Genomic DNA, 15,296 nt, shown 5'->3' on the forward strand with positions numbered 1-15,296 from the left:
TTGTCACCTGCATTCCGCAGAACCGGCATGGATGGTGTTCGTCTACTTGCTTGGAAAACTGGTAACCGATAAGGGCCGTCTGTGGTTTCACTTAAAGAAAAAACGGTATCTTACACCTCAGCATTTGTCCAAAAAACCCGGAAACCAAAGAAAATTTGTGGAAGGATATCAAATAAAACAGTGAGGGACAATTGGTTTCTGCCGCTGATCGGCAAAAATCAATCTCCGCATACCATGACGGCCCAGAGCCTGAGTTGAGCATATGTTTTGTTATTCAAGGCACTACACCCATGCATTAATGTATACTCAGGCACACCTGCTGGGCTGGCAACGGATTGATTAACTGCAGTATGATCAATGGCGCTACCACCTTGTTGCTCCACTAAGGAATCCGGCGAAAGAACACCCTCCAGCGAGCAACAGCTTGTTTTTCTTGCGCCCTGTCCCCTATTGCCAGCTGTGGTCCCCTGCTTCATTTCTCCAGAACGGACGAAATGCGCGTTCCGGTTCAAAATGGCTGTCCCCTCCGAGAAACTGTCCATAGCTGAGAATGCTGGACCAGGAAGGGGCCACCTCCTGCCGCAACCCGCCATCGCCTCTGCGCAGTTTTCCGCCTTGTTCAGGGTCAACCGGTAAAAAAATCTGTCCCTGTGCAGGATATCTCAACACCAGCCCGTTAAACGCAAGGTCAATCGGATCCACCCGGTCCCCGGTCCGTTCACTCTGCAGCAGTGTATCAGCCACCTTACTCCACACCGGTAATGCTCCCTGTGCTCCACTTATCCTGTTGCTTCCCCTAACCATAGGGGCGTTGGTATCGTATCCGGCATACACCCCCACCGCGTACCCCCCCTGGAGAGAAAGCATGGTATTCCCGTTGCCTTCCAGTACCGGGACATAGCCAAGAAAGGTAGCGTTTCTATATCGGTTGGCTGTACCGGTTTTTCCCAACATCGGCACCGAAACATTCAAAGCAGCCAACTCCTGTTCACGTTCCGGGTCGCTGCTGTGCAGACGAACGCTATCCCGTGCGAATTTCCCCGTTCCATGCAGCACTGTATTCTCCAGGATATTGGAAATCGCAGCAGCAGTCTGTCCGTCAAACACACGCTCAGGGACAACGCTCTGCTCATAGATAATCTCCCCGTCCGGGGCCTCGATCCGCTCAATAACGGCAAGACCTTCCCGGTCGAACAGGTCTTCATCGTTCCCTTCGAGCGCCTTGCCGCCAGCAGAAAATAATCGGCCGGTCACCAGCGTCTCATACAACCTGGTCGCCTCCAGCAGGGTGATAACATTGGACCCAAGGGGAAAGGAGAGCACCGGCTCCAGTTGGCTGCGAATGCCGCAGGCTTGGCCCAGGCGTAAAAGGTAGCGCAGCCCGAGCATTACACGGAAGTCGCGCACCTCCATCAACACGTCTAGGGAGTAGGGCTGCTGGGAAAACAGCTGCGCTGCTTCGCGCTGCATCTGGTCCTTGAGCTGCCGGTAGGAGCGGATGGAAAGCAAATCCTCCATTTGCACCCCAGCCCAGAAGCCTTCCTGCTGCTGCCGATTGAGGGACTGGACAAAGCTCACAACCTGATCCATGGGCCACCGCTTCCACCCTTCGGGAAATGCATCTGTCCTTTTGAGGGTAAAATGCACCTCGCCCTCCGCGTCCTGCACCAAAAATCCCTGGGGATAGCTTTGCTGCGCTGGCAGCGTTCTGCCATAAATTCCCTCTGCAGAGCCGGCCTGATTTTCCACGTAACGCCGGTACGCTTCAAACAGGCGAACAATCTCTTCCACGCGGACAAAACTCCGCTGAAGGATTTTCTGCCGTAACTGCAATTCGCTGCGCGCCCGTGTGTTTAAGGACCCGTCGCTGAGCTGCTGTTGAATCTCCTCAGCAAAGCGATCGAATGCTCCACCGTATTCCATGTGTTCCAGGCGTCGATACTCAGCAATCCGGTTGTCAAAGAAAAAATCCGCACGAAGGGCTTTTTTGGCCTTATCAAAGGCGGCCTGCTCCAAAACGCGGCGATTGACGACGATCCCCAATCGATCGCGAATCCTCTGCTTATACTGTTGATAAGGCTCCACCTTGCCATTTTCCGCCTGCGGTGCCATCCCTAAATGGTCGGCAAGCTCGCCCAGCTGTATGGGTGACAGCTTATCTGTCAGGTGATAGAGCAGCCAAACTGCCGCAAGGTTTTCCGACTCTACACCAGCCCAGCTCATGGAAACCCAATCGTGCGGACTCCGGTGATCCGGCCGTGGATAATAGGGTGTATTCATGAACACAAAAACGTTTCGCCGATTATCCAGCAGATCAACAGTGCTCCACCCCAGTTGGAGGGCCGCTGCAAAAACAAAGGGTTTCAGGGTTGAACCCATCAGCCGCCTGGCGTCAACGGCACGGTTGAAATACCGATCGGACATTCCTCCCGCCATGGCCCTCACGGCCCCCTGCTGTAAGACCATAGCCGCGCCTTCAACCCTGGGGAAACGCTCCAGGTCGGCTGCAAACATACCGCCTTCTCTGCTTTCTCGAATGCTGATATACGCCATATCACCCAGCTGCAGCTGCTGCAGGAGATTACGGCGATCTTTTTTTTCCGGCTGCGCCCAGCGATTTCGCGAATAACGGGCAAGCTCGGCAACCAGGCCTGCAATCCCCGCCTCGTCAACCAACGCGGTGGCTTTTCCCTCACCAATGTCAACAGTCATCTGCACGCCGGTCTGCGGATCATCCAGTATCTGGGTAATCTCGCCAAAAACGAAAGCCCCCTGCCGCAGCTCAGAATCCCCTCCATACTCCAGCTCACTGTATTCGTCCTGAACCTCCTGCCGAGCATAACCGCGGAGACGGGCATCAAGTCGGGAAAGATGCTGGCGCAAGGCATACAGGGTTTGGTGTTGGATATTTTGATCAATAGTGGTCACTACCCGAATGCCGGAAGTGGAAACATTGGATACCCCGTGCTCCTCCAGGGCTTGCTGAATGACATTAGTGCGCAGTCCATCTTTGACCAGGTCCATGGAGGTGTTGAGACGGTAGGTCATCTTTCCCCGTTCAAATGCAACATCACTATGAATGGCGGCGGCATACTCTTCCTCGGAAAGCATGCCGGCCTGCACCATTCTCTGCAGCACATAACCGACGCGTTCATCCACCTTCTTCCGGGCAGCCACAGGATCCGCCTGATTTCGTTTAGTAAAGGGATTGTAGTAATTGGGACGCTTGACGCTCCCGGCAATAAACGCACATTCCAGCAGGGTAAGCTGCTGGGGCTCTTTGTTAAAATAATACCTTGCAGCAACGCCCACCCCATGGCCATTACCGCTGACAAAGAACTGATTGGAGTAAAATTCAAGTATCTTTTCCTTGGAATACCGATATTCCAGGCGCAAGGCGTAGAGGAGCTCCTTGAGTTTCGCTCTGTAGCTCCGAGAGGAACGTTTGAACAGATTCTTTGCTGTCTGCTGGGTGATGGTACTGCCGCCCTGCACCACTCGTCCTGCGCGGATATTGGCTATCATGGCGCGAACAATGCCCGGAATATCTACCCCGTAGTGAGAAAAAAAACCGTCGTCTTCAGCTGCGACGATGGCGTTGACAAAATGTTTGGGAAGCGCCTCAAAAGGGAGATACTGCCGATGAACATCCTGAAACAACACGCCAAGTTTGGTCCTCCCGTCACGATAGTACACCGGACTTTCCCTGCCGAGAATATTTTCGATATACTCTTCTTCAACCTCCTCTCCCGGGTTGACGACGACCAGATAGTAGAGACCGCCTGAAATTGCGGCCGCAATGAGCAGAGCGAGCCCCATCAGGCTCACCAAGAAAAACTTTATGAATTTCGCCATAACTCTATGTGGAGAAGTGTCATTCACCCCTGCCAATGCACAAGGGCACACATTGTAGCACAATCCTGGTGCACACATGCGATCGGGCGAGCCAGCGGTGGAAAAAAACGATCAACTTTCAACGCTACCGAAAAAAAACACCTAACCGTACAATTTTCCTTGTAAAAAATAACCAATAAGTGGTAAGAAAGTCAAGGTTGTGCCGATAGCGGTCCAATCATACTGCTGATTAAAAATAAAACAATATGATTTCAAAGAAATATCAGCATAGCCTCACACACCGGATTTCATGACCTCATACTACCGCATCGTTTCCTGCTGCCTCTTTCCTCTCTGTCTTCTACTGCTCACAGCCTGCAGTTCCATCACTTCCCTTCAAGACACGCAGGCCTTTCATTCTCTGTTCAATGAAGAAGAGGACATTGATGCACCTACGGCTGAAGAAATTTCCTACCTTGAAATAGAACAACCGGCCCAAAATCTGGCAGAAGAGCTGGCAGCTCTTGAAAAAACCGGCTCCTGGGAACCCCTCAAAGGCAATGACCTTGCACTTGCCGAGGAAGAGACTGTCACCTATGATTTTCCGATCACCATCAATAAACAGGTCCAATTTTACCTGGATCAGTTTCAGGGCAAGCAGCGTCGGCATTTCAGCCGCTGGCTGGCACGCTCAACTCAGTACCAACCCTATATTGAGGCAGAACTGAAAAAGGCAGGGCTTCCGCTTGACTTGGTCTATCTGGCCATGATTGAATCGGGATTCAATCCCTCCGCCTACTCTAGTGCACATGCAGCCGGCCTGTGGCAATTTATCCGAGGAACGGGAAAGAATTATGGTTTGCGGATTAACAACTGGGTCGATGAGCGTAGAAATCCGCAAAAGGCAACTCTTGCCGCCATCGAGTATCTGTCCTGTCTGCATGAGGAGTTTGACGATTGGTACCTGGCGGTTGCCGCGTATAACGCCGGAGAAGGGAAAATCGCCAGGGCTATCAAGCGCTACAATACCCGAGATTTCTGGGAACTGGCAAGTCATCGGTACCTTGCCCTGGAAACCAAGCGATATGTCCCCAAGCTGATCGCAGCCATTCTCATCGCTCGAGATCCAGCCAAATATGGATTTACTGACATTCCCTACAAACAGCCTGAATCCTACGATGTCATTACCCTGCCTCCGGCAACCGATCTGGCAGCAGTCGCGGTTACTGCCCACACCTCGGTCAAAAGTCTGCGTAAGCTCAACAATGAACTGCGTAAAAACCAGACTCCGCCGGGGAAAAAAGATTACGTCCTCCGTATACCCGAGGGCACCAAAAACCTCGTTGCCCGCAACCTGGATCGTCTCCATCCGGTGATCACCACTGCCTACACGACCCATACCGTTCGCAAAGGCGATACCATAACCTCCGTGTGCAGAAAGTATAAAATCAATAAAACTATCCTGCTTAAGGCCAACAACCTGAGGACGGCAGCGCTCAAAGGCGGGCAACGCCTGCGCATCCCCTACCGCACCACGAAGTACATCCTGCTGGCTGAAGGGGAAACACCCGAGAGTCGGTTTGCTGCGGCCGGTAAGGATGGCCGTATGATCCTCCATACCCTGAAACGGGGTGAGACGCTCTCGAAAATCTCCAAGCAGTATGATGTGCCGGTCAAGGTAATCATGCAGTGGAATGACATCACCAACGTCCGCAAAATCCGGGCCGGTGATAACCTGGCCCTGTTTCTCCACAGCCCCTCTCCCTATGCCGCCTCCGAGGTTATGTTGGCCAACTCCTCTACCAACGCCCAATCAGTGGTTATCCTCAAGGGACAGAAAAAATGGTCAGAAACCACGCTGAACAGCCGTGAGACATGGTATAAAGTACAGAATGGTGATTCCCTGTGGACCATTGCCAGAAAATTTCAGGTCTCCGCCCAACAGTTGCGTCGCTGGAACAACCTGGCCTCCAACCTGATTCATCCCGGAACCCGTCTGGTAGTGAAGAAGGGGTAACAGCACAGCTGCCCTCTATCTGCGGCCGCCTGAAACAGGCCTGTACCATTTCTTCATCGCCATTGTCTGCATTTTTTGCCTACGAGTGGGTATAATTCCCTTTCACCCTGTATTGCAATCCCGAACAATCGTCTTTATACTGTAGCCAAAGGTAAGCAGACACTGACGTTCCCCTCATCAACCCGCTCAATGCTCGCCCTGGACGGTTAGCCGACCAGGGTGTTTTTTCGGAAATATTCCATGAACGACATACCCTTTCCTCGTGGTGAGTATGCACAGGATGTCACCACCATCCAGCACGACCAAAAAACCATACTGCTTGTAGGTACCGCCCATATCTCCCAAGAATCAGCTAACCTGGTGGAGGAGATCATTGCCACGGAAAAACCAGACATGGTGTGCATTGAACTAGATGAAAAACGATTTGATGCGCTTTCAAAACGTCAACGGTGGGAAAACCTTGATCTCAAGCAGGTGGTTCGCAATAAGCAGCTCTCCACACTCATGGTCAACCTGATCCTTTCCTCGTACCAGAAAAAACTCGGTGGTCAACTGGGCGTCCTTCCCGGAACAGAACTGCTTGCCGCCGCCCAGGCTGCTGAAAAAGAAAACATTCCGGTTTGCCTCTGCGACCGGAATATTCGAGTAACCCTACGCCGGGCATGGCATGCCACCTCCTTTTTCAAAAAAAGCTACCTGCTAGCAACCCTGTTCGCCAGTATGTTCGATAAAACCCAACTGGACGAAGAAAAGCTTTCCGAGCTCAGGCGCAAGGATGTCCTTTCCGAATTAATGGATGAATTAGGTCGGACTTTTCCTGACACCAAACGGGCCCTGATCGATGAACGCGACATTTACATGGCAGAAAAAATAAAGGAAGCCGAGGGCCGTCGTGTCGTTGCCGTGGTTGGTGCAGGCCATGCTGCCGGGATCGAACAGATTCTCCATCAGGACAACAGTCATCTGATGGATGAAATCTCCACCATTCCTCCGGTTTCCAAGATGTGGAAGGTACTCGGCTGGTCCATCCCTGTACTTATCATCTTGTCCATTCTGCTGATTGGCATGAAACAAGGTATGGGAGAGGCTGGTGCAAATGCGCTCTACTGGGTCCTGGCCAATGGCATTCCCTCTGCCATCGGAGCACTCTTTGCATTGGCTCATCCGGCGACCATTTTTTCTGCTTTTGCTGCAGCACCGATTACCAGCCTTACTCCAGTCATTGGGGCCGGTTATGTCTGCGCCTTTGTCCAAATTTTAACCAAACCACCGGTGGTCAGAGAATTTGAATGCGTGGGAGAGGATATTTCCTCCCTCACCGGATGGTGGAAGAATAAACTCCTGCGGGTTTTTCTGGTCTTTATCCTTACCGGGCTGGGCTCCAGTATCGGCACCTGGGTAGGAGGATACCGAATAGTCTCCAATCTTTTCAGCTGATCGGCAACTTCAACTCCTCAAACAGATACATCGCTTTTTTCACCAGGAATACACGACACCCTACCGACTAACAACAATGCATCATGGATACCCACGATTCCTCCCCATTTCCCCTCAGCGTCAAACAACGAAAATTTCTGCGCGGTCTTGCTCATCACCTGGAGCCGACCGTTTATGTGGGCAAAGAGGGCCTCTCCTCCGCTCTCCTACAGGCGGCTGAAAGCGCATTGAAAGCCCATGAGTTGATCAAGATAAAACTGGGACAAAATTGCCCGCACGCCAAGCATGATGCTGCTGACGCCCTAGCCCGCTCTACGTCGTCGGCTCTGGTGCAGCTTATCGGTAAAATGGTCATTCTCTACCGCCCTAACCCCGACCTGGCTGCCGATAAACGCATTGAGCTGAACTAGCCAAAAATGCGCATGAACATTGAACGCACAGGCACGCTCCTTCGACGAAAGGCAACGCTTGCAAGGTAGAGGGTGTTTTCACTGGGCTTGAGAAAAACCTGTCCTTCCTACATACCACTTTCACCTTTGAGGCTGCAGCTATGGGGAACTCCTTGGTTGATCAACTGAAAAAAACTGGATTGATTGATGAAAAAAAAGCCAAGCAGGCAAAAAAAGAACACCACCAACAGCGAAAGCGGAAAAAGGGCAAGCAGCAGGCTCAGCCAGCAGGCGGCCAGCAACAGGTAATAAAAGCCCAAGCAGAAAAAGCGGCCCGGGACAGGCAGCTTAATCTACAACAAAAGCAGGTTGCCGAGAAGAAGGCCCTTCAGGCGCAGGCAAGACAGATGATCGAGCAACACCAAATCAAGGAGGAGGGGGGTGGCATCCGCTACCACTTCACCGACGGCACAACGGTGCAACGTTTGTTTGTCTCAGAATCTATACACAGTCAGCTCAGTGCCGGCAAATTAGCTATTGTAAAAACCGACGACAGCTACGCAGTCGTTCCCGTCGAGGTAGGAAGAAAAATCAAGGAACGTGATCCCGATTCGTTCATCACGGTTGCCTCCCCAGCCAACACCCCCTCCATGGAAGATGATCCTTATGCACAGTACCAGGTTCCTGATGACCTAATGTGGTAGGCAACTTTCACCCTGTATTCCAACGCAACGCCGCCCCCTCGAAACAGTTCCCTGGACAGCGGGACAGTGCAGGTGCCTGGTGATCATCCGGAAAATTTCACCAGTCCCGCTGTTACAATGACGAAGCCTTCCTCAAGCGATCGTGATTGAAGCAGAGTTTTTTTCGCCAGCACGGTGCAAAGCGGACACCCCCCCAAAAAAAAAGCCACTCTCAAATACAAAAGAGTGGCCAGGCGTCCAGCTGCTTCGCGCAGCAGGTCGACGCACATGATCAGGGTGTGGTCACCCTGTTTCAGAGATCTCCACGATCAAAAAGGTCTCGTCGATCCTCAACAAACCAGTTAATGAATCGCTCGAGTCCGTTTTGCAGAAAACGATCAAACTCCCAGGGGTCAGAAGAAAGCAGATTCAAATATTCATCTTTGAATGCATAGGCCCAGGCGTTTTTGACTGACCCGTCAGCAAGGGTTATCGGCACGACAACCCGTTCATATTTATCGCCTTCAAAGGCATCAAGTTTTTCCAGTGCTTCCTCATCGATGCCCCAGTACAGTTTTCCGGTTACCCGTTGGCCCTGCTCTTGAATAATGCCCGGGTATTCTGTTTTCTCCACACGATACCTGGCCCAGTCAAGTAATGTGGCCTCCTGCCCATCATAGGCATTGCCGGTGACCGCTTTCATAACCAGTGGCGATTGTAACGTGCCGTAACAAAAAAGTGACTCTGTTCCCATATCCGTCCTTACCTGTTGTAACCAAGTCCAGCGTTTAACCGCTTCCCATGCTGCCATGAATGAAAAACGTTCAGGACACTTTCTTCATGGCTGCCATTGGATGCTCTCTCCTTCTCCTCTCGATGATGCCCATCGCATTAAACTCTGCACTCTAACGCAACTCGCCTCTTTTTCCAAGAGCGTTAACAAAAAACAAAGGACAGATAACCGGGCCCCAGACAGGCTTTTCCTATTTGGCAACAAGGGCTTCTTCGAGAAACAGAAGAAAGCGGGCCCAGGATTTTCGATCAGCACCCTCGCGATAACGCGCAGTTCCAAAAACAGTAAACGCGTGCGGTGCTCCGCTGTAGGTCGTCATTTCATGCTTTACTCCGCTCTGTTCAAGTGATTGAGCAAGGGCTGCAAAGTCGTCCATGGAGACCGCAGTATCGGCAGTGCCGTGAAAAATCAGCACCGTTCCCTGTACCTGCTCATAATTCTGGTTTTCCGGTGTGGCCAATCCACCGTGAAAGCTGACAAACCCTTTCAGATTCGCGCCGGAACGGGCAAACTCCAGGACTGATGCCCCGCCAAAGCAATACCCGGCCACCACGGCATTGGCAACATCACCACCAAGATCACTTGCCGCCTGCAGTCCTGCCGCAAGCAGCTTTCGCATGCGGGGTCGATCACTGTAGAGAGCTCTGGTCAAGCGCTGTTTTTCCTCTCTTACCGTTGGGCGAACACCTTTACCAAACAAATCCATGGCAAACACCGAGTACCCTAAATCCGCCAGCATGGCAGCCCGACGCTTTTCATAGTCGGTAATACCATCCCAATCGTGAACCAGGAGCACCAGGGGCGCCGGTACCTTCTGGGCAATAGAGTATCCCTCAAACACTTCATCTCCCACCGTGTACTCCACATCACGACCGGCGGCAAAAGAGAGCGTGGTGGCACAGAGAACAACACCAAAGATAACCAGTAACCGCATGATACGCCTCCATAGGGTTATTGAGCATGACGTTACAGAAGGGGGGGCATTGACTCTCCTGAATGCGAACATCCTCCCTTCTTCCTGGCTATACACATTAGTATCGGCAAGTTAAAAATCAACCAAGACTGATCGGGTACAGCTGCCGTTCGTGCACTCTTCAGGTAAGCAGGCAGGCGGCTTAAACAGGCAATGCCTGAGCTCCAGCTGTTTTTTCTCCTGTCCATGCAGAACGGGGTTGATTATGCTGCCGCTCTGTTATACAGATGAAAGATTATTTGTTCATACCCCAAAAGGAAAATGCAGAGAATATATCGCCGGATAATGGCGACCTTTCGCGGCCTGATGAATAATCAGCACGCGCAGCACAAACCTCAGATTACCTAATCGGTTCATTCAGCCATTTTCGAAGTCCACATAGCCAAGGAGACCAGATGAAAAATCTGCAGCAACACGACTCACAGATATATGACCTCATACAAGAGGAGGAAAAACGCCAAGCCAGTAAAATTCGCATGATCGCTTCGGAAAACTATGTTTCCTCGTCGGTCATGGAAGCCACGGGATCGGTCTTTACCAATAAGTATTCCGAAGGATACGCTGGTAAACGGTACTATGAGGGACAACAGTACGTCGACCAGATCGAAAATCTGGCAATTGCACGGGCCAAGGACCTTTTCGGGGCCGAACATGTCAACGTACAACCCTACTCGGGTTCCCCAGCCAACCTGGCCGTCTACCTGGCCTTTATCAAGCCTGGTGATACCATACTCGGTATGGCGCTCCCTCATGGCGGGCATCTGACCCATGGTTCAAAGGTGTCGATTTCCGGTAAATTCTTCAATGCCGAATCCTACAGTCTTGACCGGGAAACCGGTAACCTTGACTATGCGGCAATCAGGGAAAAGGCCAAAGCATGCCAGCCGAAAATCCTGATCGCCGGTCACTCCGCTTATCCACGGATACTTGATTTCAAAGTCTTCCGGGAAATCGCCGATGAAGTTGGGGCGCTGCTTCTGGTTGACATGGCTCACTTCTCCGGACTGGTAGCCGGTGGAGCACATCCCTCCCCTATTCCCTATGCCGACGTGGTCACCACGACGACCCACAAGTCCCTGCGCGGACCTCGCGGTGCCATGATCCTGTGCAAACAGGAGTATGCCCAAGCTATCGACAAGGCTGTTTTCCCTGGCATTCAGGGGGGACCGCACAACAGCACCACTGCCGCCATCGCCGTGGCCCTGAAAGAGGCATCCACCGACAGCTTCAAGCAGTATGCAGCTCAGGTGGTGGCCAATGCCAAGCGGCTGGCCGCCGTACTGACAGCAAAAGGGTTTAACCTGGTCACCGGCGGGACCGACAACCACCTTATGCTGATCGACCTCACCAATAAGCAGGTTACCGGTAAGGTTGCAGCAAAGGCTTTGGATGCTGCCGGCATCGTTTTAAACTATAACTCCGTACCCTTCGACACCCGCAAGCCCTTTGACCCCAGTGGAGTACGTCTGGGCACGGCCGCTGTCACTTCCCGCGGGTTTTCGGAAAAAGAAATGGAGCAGACAGGAAAATGGATTGACTCGATCGTTTCTGATCCTGAAAACACAGACCTGCAAAGAGATATCGCCAAGCAGGTGGCTGATCTCTGTACACAATTTCCGGCCCCCGGACTGGAACATCTCGCCGCCAAATAGCGGCTCCTCGCCTGCCCTTCTCTTCTCCACCAGGGGCCGCAACCTGCGGCCCTTCGGTGAAGAAGCCCGCAACGATCAATCACTCCTCTCTCCCGTGTGCACCCAGCAGGCCTTGCACAATCTCCACTTTTGCATTTCCACCATCGCAGCGCCTACCAGGTCAAGAACACCTGATTCTTCTGGTAGCCATCCTGGTCATGATTCTGGTCAGCACCCTGCTCGTCGTCACGTGGCTGAAAGCACCAGTCCGGCGACTCACTGAACTTGCCGATATATATAATCAGGGCCAACTCGACCTGAAGAGAAGGGGAGTGGAACGAAACGACGAAATAGGACAGCTCAGTCAGACCATCGAGCGTTTGTGCACAGGTATTTGCCTGGCCATGAACTGGCTGCAGATAAAGAAGTCCTGATCACCCTTGTCTTGCCACCACTAAAAAAGGCAGCACCTGCAGTGCTGCCTTTTTTCAAATAACCGGGAATGCCTATTACAGTATTCGGCTACATAATGGTTCCAACGATCGATCCGGCAGTTGCGATAATTTTCGCAGGCAGCGCGCCCATGAGCATAATCATCAGGACCAGCGCAATGCCGGTAACCTTGGTAAGGTAATCCACCGTAACTTCTTGATCGTTTACAGGGACATCAGTGTAGGCGGTTTTCACGACCGAAAGATAGTAATAGATGGCAATGGCCGTGTTAATTGCGGCCAGGATCACAAGGATAAGGTGGTCGTGCTTCAAGGCAGAGGTCAAGAGGAAAAATTTTCCCATGAATCCAACAAACGGGGGGATACCGGCTAAGGCAAACAAACTGACGGCCAAAATAATGGCCAACAATGGCTGTCGCTTATAGAGACCGGCAAGATCGGAAATCGCCAAATTTTCTCCCTCCCGGGAAACCTGACAGATAACCAGAAAACAGGCGAGGTTCATGAGGACATACCCCGCTATATAATAGACAGCCAGGCCGTATCCCTCGGACCCAAGGGTCAGCAGACCAAGCATAATAAATCCCGCATGAGCAATACCGGAAAATCCGAGCATGCGTTTTATATCCGTCTGCACCAACGCACTCAGGTTGCCGTAAAACATAGAACAGACAGCAACAATACCGAAAAGCTGAATCAGGAATTCAGGCTGGCCGGTAGGCAGGGTCATAAACCGGATAAGCAGAGCCACCGCCCCGAGTTTGGGGACCGTGGCAATAAAGGCTGTGGTTTCATTGCTCGCCCCCTGATAGATGTCAGGGACCCAAAAATGCAGGGGAAAAACGGCCAGTTTATAGAAAAAGCCAGCCAGGACTAGCAACACCGCTACCAGCACCGCCGGTTGATGCACCTGGTCATGCAATGCAGGAACAATGGCGACCAGGTAGGTGGAGCCGGTCAATCCAAAAAGGTAGCTCATCCCAAAAAGCAGAAAACCTGTCGCCATGACACCGAACAGGATGTACTTGATACCGGCCTCCATCTGCACCCTCACGCCGGTTCGATCATCGCGCAGAGGGACCAGCAGGTAGAGGGCAAAGGATGAAAGTTCAAGGGAGATAAAAATGGTAATCAATTCAACGGAACTCACCAGCATCATTAATCCGAGCACACTGAGCAGTAAAAACATAGTGTATTCCGGCCGTACTTCATCACTGATTCCTTTGAGGTGCTGGCCGAAGATAACCACCACGGCAAAAGCAAAACCGATGAGTACTTTGAACATCTGTGAAAATGGATCTACAGCGTAGGAACCAAAGAAAAGCGTCGCCTCATGGGAAAATGTCAGGCAGGCAGCGAAAAACACTGCCAGAGCGATTACCATGCCGCTATACCGTTGCAGGCGGATACCGGGTGTTGGAAACAGGCTGACAATAAAATAGTACAGTGCGCCCGCGGTCAGCACAAGTTCGGGAAGAATAGCCATCATAGAAGAGCCCTACATATTTATTCAGTTTTGTGCTTCCGGAGCGGAAGCACTCAATAGATCCAGCTATTGCCTCTTGGTTAATTAAAACGTGGTCAGCGCTACCTGCTGATGCTGCCACTGTTGAAGCTGCTCAAGCAGATTCACCACTGAAGGATGCACAAGGTCCAGAAAAGGCTGAGGTCCCAGCCCTATCCAGAATACGAACGCAAGGAAAGGTGCCAAAATAATAATTTCCCGTGCATTCAGGTCCGTGAGATAGGATTGATCCGGATTGTTGGTTCCTCCCCACACAATCTTTTGCAGCATGCGCAGCATATAGGCTGCAGCCAGTACGGCACCGGGGATAGCTGCAAGGGCAAGCGGAATACTCATTTCAAAGGTTCCGGCAAGGACGAGAAATTCACCGATAAATGAGTTGGTGCCCGGAAACCCGAATGAGGAAAGAGAAAAGAAGGCGAGAAAAGTTACATACCACGGCATGAATCGCCCTACACCAGCGGCAAGGCTCAATTCCCGGCTGTGGGTCCGCTCATAGATCATACCGACACAGAGAAAGAGTGCGCCCGTGGTCACCCCGTGGTTGATCATCTGCATGATCGCCCCTTCAATCCCTTTGCTGTTCAATACAAAAATCCCCAGGGTAACAAACCCCATATGGCCTACGGAAGAATATGCAATCAGCTTTTTCATATCCTGCTGGGCCAGAGCTGTAAACCCACCGTAGAGAATACCGGCAATGGACAGCCAAAGGATATAGGGGGCAAAAAGAAAGGTTGCCTCGGGAGTGATGGGCAGGCAAAAACGCAGCATGCCATATGTTCCCATTTTCAAAAGGATGGAGGCAAGAATAACCGATCCTGCGGTTGGTGCTTCCACATGGGCAGCGGGCAACCAGGTATGAAAGGGAAACATGGGCACTTTGATGGCGAAAGCCAGGAAAAAGGCAAGAAACACCAGTGCCTGAAAGAGTGTGGAGTAGGTACTATTCCACATCATGTCTGGAATGAAAAAGCTGCCGGTCTTCAAGTAGAGGGCAATTATCGCCACCAGTAACAGTACCGATCCGGCGAGTGTATAGAGAAAAAACTTGATCGAGGCATATACTTTCCGAGGTCCACCCCAGATGGCAATCAACAGGTACATGGGAATAAGCATGAATTCCCAGAGGATATAAAAGAGCACAAAGTCAAGGGCGACGAAAACCCCGACCATGGAGGTCTCCATGATCAGAAGGCAGAACATGAAGGCTACCACCCGGGTGGAGATATATTTCCATGACGCCAGCACACAAAACGGCATGATCAGAGTTGTCAGAATAACCAGCAGGATGGAGATTCCATCCACTCCGACTACATAATTGATGCTGAGCTGCGGTATCCACGCATGGAGCTCGGCGAACTGGTATTTGACTGAAGAGCTGTCAAAGCCCGATATCAGCGGCAGGGAAAATACTGCCGTGAGTGAAGTGATGACCAGTGTCCATATTTTGGCAAAGGTCTCCCTGGGGTAGACCAGTAGCACCAGCGCTCCTGCCAGGGGGAAAAAAATCAGGAAACTGAGCAGGGGAAACCCCTCGTTTAAAAGTAGAACGTCCATTC

The 15,296-nt window shown here is 51.7% G+C and carries 11 protein-coding genes; 6 read left to right on the forward strand and 5 right to left on the reverse strand.

Features of this window, described 5'->3' with window-relative positions:
• Positions 1 to 447: 447 nt before the first annotated feature.
• Complete coding sequence (locus ACZ52Z_RS06905) at positions 448 to 3,855, reverse strand: transglycosylase domain-containing protein (protein ID WP_464270017.1); 3,408 nt, start codon at positions 3,853 to 3,855, stop codon at positions 448 to 450.
• 289 nt (positions 3,856 to 4,144) lie between these two features.
• Between ACZ52Z_RS06905 and ACZ52Z_RS06910 the strand changes: the two genes are divergently transcribed.
• From ACZ52Z_RS06910 to ACZ52Z_RS06925, 4 genes are all read left to right on the forward strand, one after another.
• Positions 4,145 to 5,851 (forward strand): LysM peptidoglycan-binding domain-containing protein, encoded by a 1,707-nt coding sequence (locus ACZ52Z_RS06910; protein ID WP_464270018.1) that lies wholly within the window; start codon positions 4,145 to 4,147, stop codon positions 5,849 to 5,851.
• 240 nt (positions 5,852 to 6,091) lie between these two features.
• On the forward strand, positions 6,092 to 7,288 hold the full coding sequence (locus ACZ52Z_RS06915; RefSeq protein ID WP_464270019.1) for a TraB/GumN family protein: 1,197 nt from the start codon (positions 6,092 to 6,094) through the stop codon (positions 7,286 to 7,288).
• Positions 7,289 to 7,371: 83 nt separating this feature from the next.
• Positions 7,372 to 7,698, forward strand: coding sequence for a ribosome assembly RNA-binding protein YhbY (gene yhbY / locus ACZ52Z_RS06920; RefSeq protein WP_464270020.1), 327 nt, complete (start codon positions 7,372 to 7,374; stop codon positions 7,696 to 7,698).
• 140 nt (positions 7,699 to 7,838) lie between these two features.
• Complete coding sequence (locus ACZ52Z_RS06925) at positions 7,839 to 8,381, forward strand: DUF2058 domain-containing protein (protein ID WP_464270021.1); 543 nt, start codon at positions 7,839 to 7,841, stop codon at positions 8,379 to 8,381.
• A 292-nt stretch (positions 8,382 to 8,673) separates the two neighbouring features.
• Here the strand turns inward: ACZ52Z_RS06925 and ACZ52Z_RS06930 are convergent, their stop codons facing one another.
• Together ACZ52Z_RS06930 and ACZ52Z_RS06935 are read right to left on the reverse strand one after the other, a co-directional pair.
• The gene (locus tag ACZ52Z_RS06930; protein ID WP_464270022.1) at positions 8,674 to 9,114 is read right to left on the reverse strand and encodes a gamma-glutamylcyclotransferase family protein; all 441 of its coding nucleotides are present in this window, start codon (positions 9,112 to 9,114) and stop codon (positions 8,674 to 8,676) included.
• A gap of 229 nt (positions 9,115 to 9,343) precedes the next feature.
• A complete protein-coding gene (locus ACZ52Z_RS06935; protein WP_464270023.1) occupies positions 9,344 to 10,087 on the reverse strand; it encodes a dienelactone hydrolase family protein in 744 nt (247 codons plus the stop codon).
• 434 nt (positions 10,088 to 10,521) lie between these two features.
• Between ACZ52Z_RS06935 and ACZ52Z_RS06940 the strand changes: the two genes are divergently transcribed.
• Both ACZ52Z_RS06940 and ACZ52Z_RS06945 read left to right on the forward strand, forming a co-directional pair.
• The gene (locus ACZ52Z_RS06940; protein ID WP_464270024.1) at positions 10,522 to 11,778 is read left to right on the forward strand and encodes a serine hydroxymethyltransferase; all 1,257 of its coding nucleotides are present in this window, start codon (positions 10,522 to 10,524) and stop codon (positions 11,776 to 11,778) included.
• Positions 11,779 to 11,975: 197 nt separating this feature from the next.
• Positions 11,976 to 12,191 carry a HAMP domain-containing protein gene (locus tag ACZ52Z_RS06945; protein WP_464270025.1) on the forward strand — a complete coding sequence of 72 codons (216 nt, stop codon included), beginning with the start codon at positions 11,976 to 11,978 and terminating at the stop codon, positions 12,189 to 12,191.
• 88 nt (positions 12,192 to 12,279) lie between these two features.
• On the opposite strand, the gene ACZ52Z_RS06950 is transcribed toward ACZ52Z_RS06945, so the two are convergent.
• On the reverse strand, positions 12,280 to 13,698 hold the full coding sequence (locus ACZ52Z_RS06950) for an NADH-quinone oxidoreductase subunit N (RefSeq protein ID WP_464270026.1): 1,419 nt from the start codon (positions 13,696 to 13,698) through the stop codon (positions 12,280 to 12,282).
• Positions 13,699 to 13,779: 81 nt separating this feature from the next.
• Positions 13,780 to 15,294 (reverse strand): complex I subunit 4 family protein, encoded by a 1,515-nt coding sequence (locus ACZ52Z_RS06955; RefSeq protein ID WP_464270027.1) that lies wholly within the window; start codon positions 15,292 to 15,294, stop codon positions 13,780 to 13,782.
• Between the last annotated feature and the right edge of the window lie 2 nt (positions 15,295 to 15,296).

The organism is Desulfogranum aggregans (genome assembly GCF_055398265.1).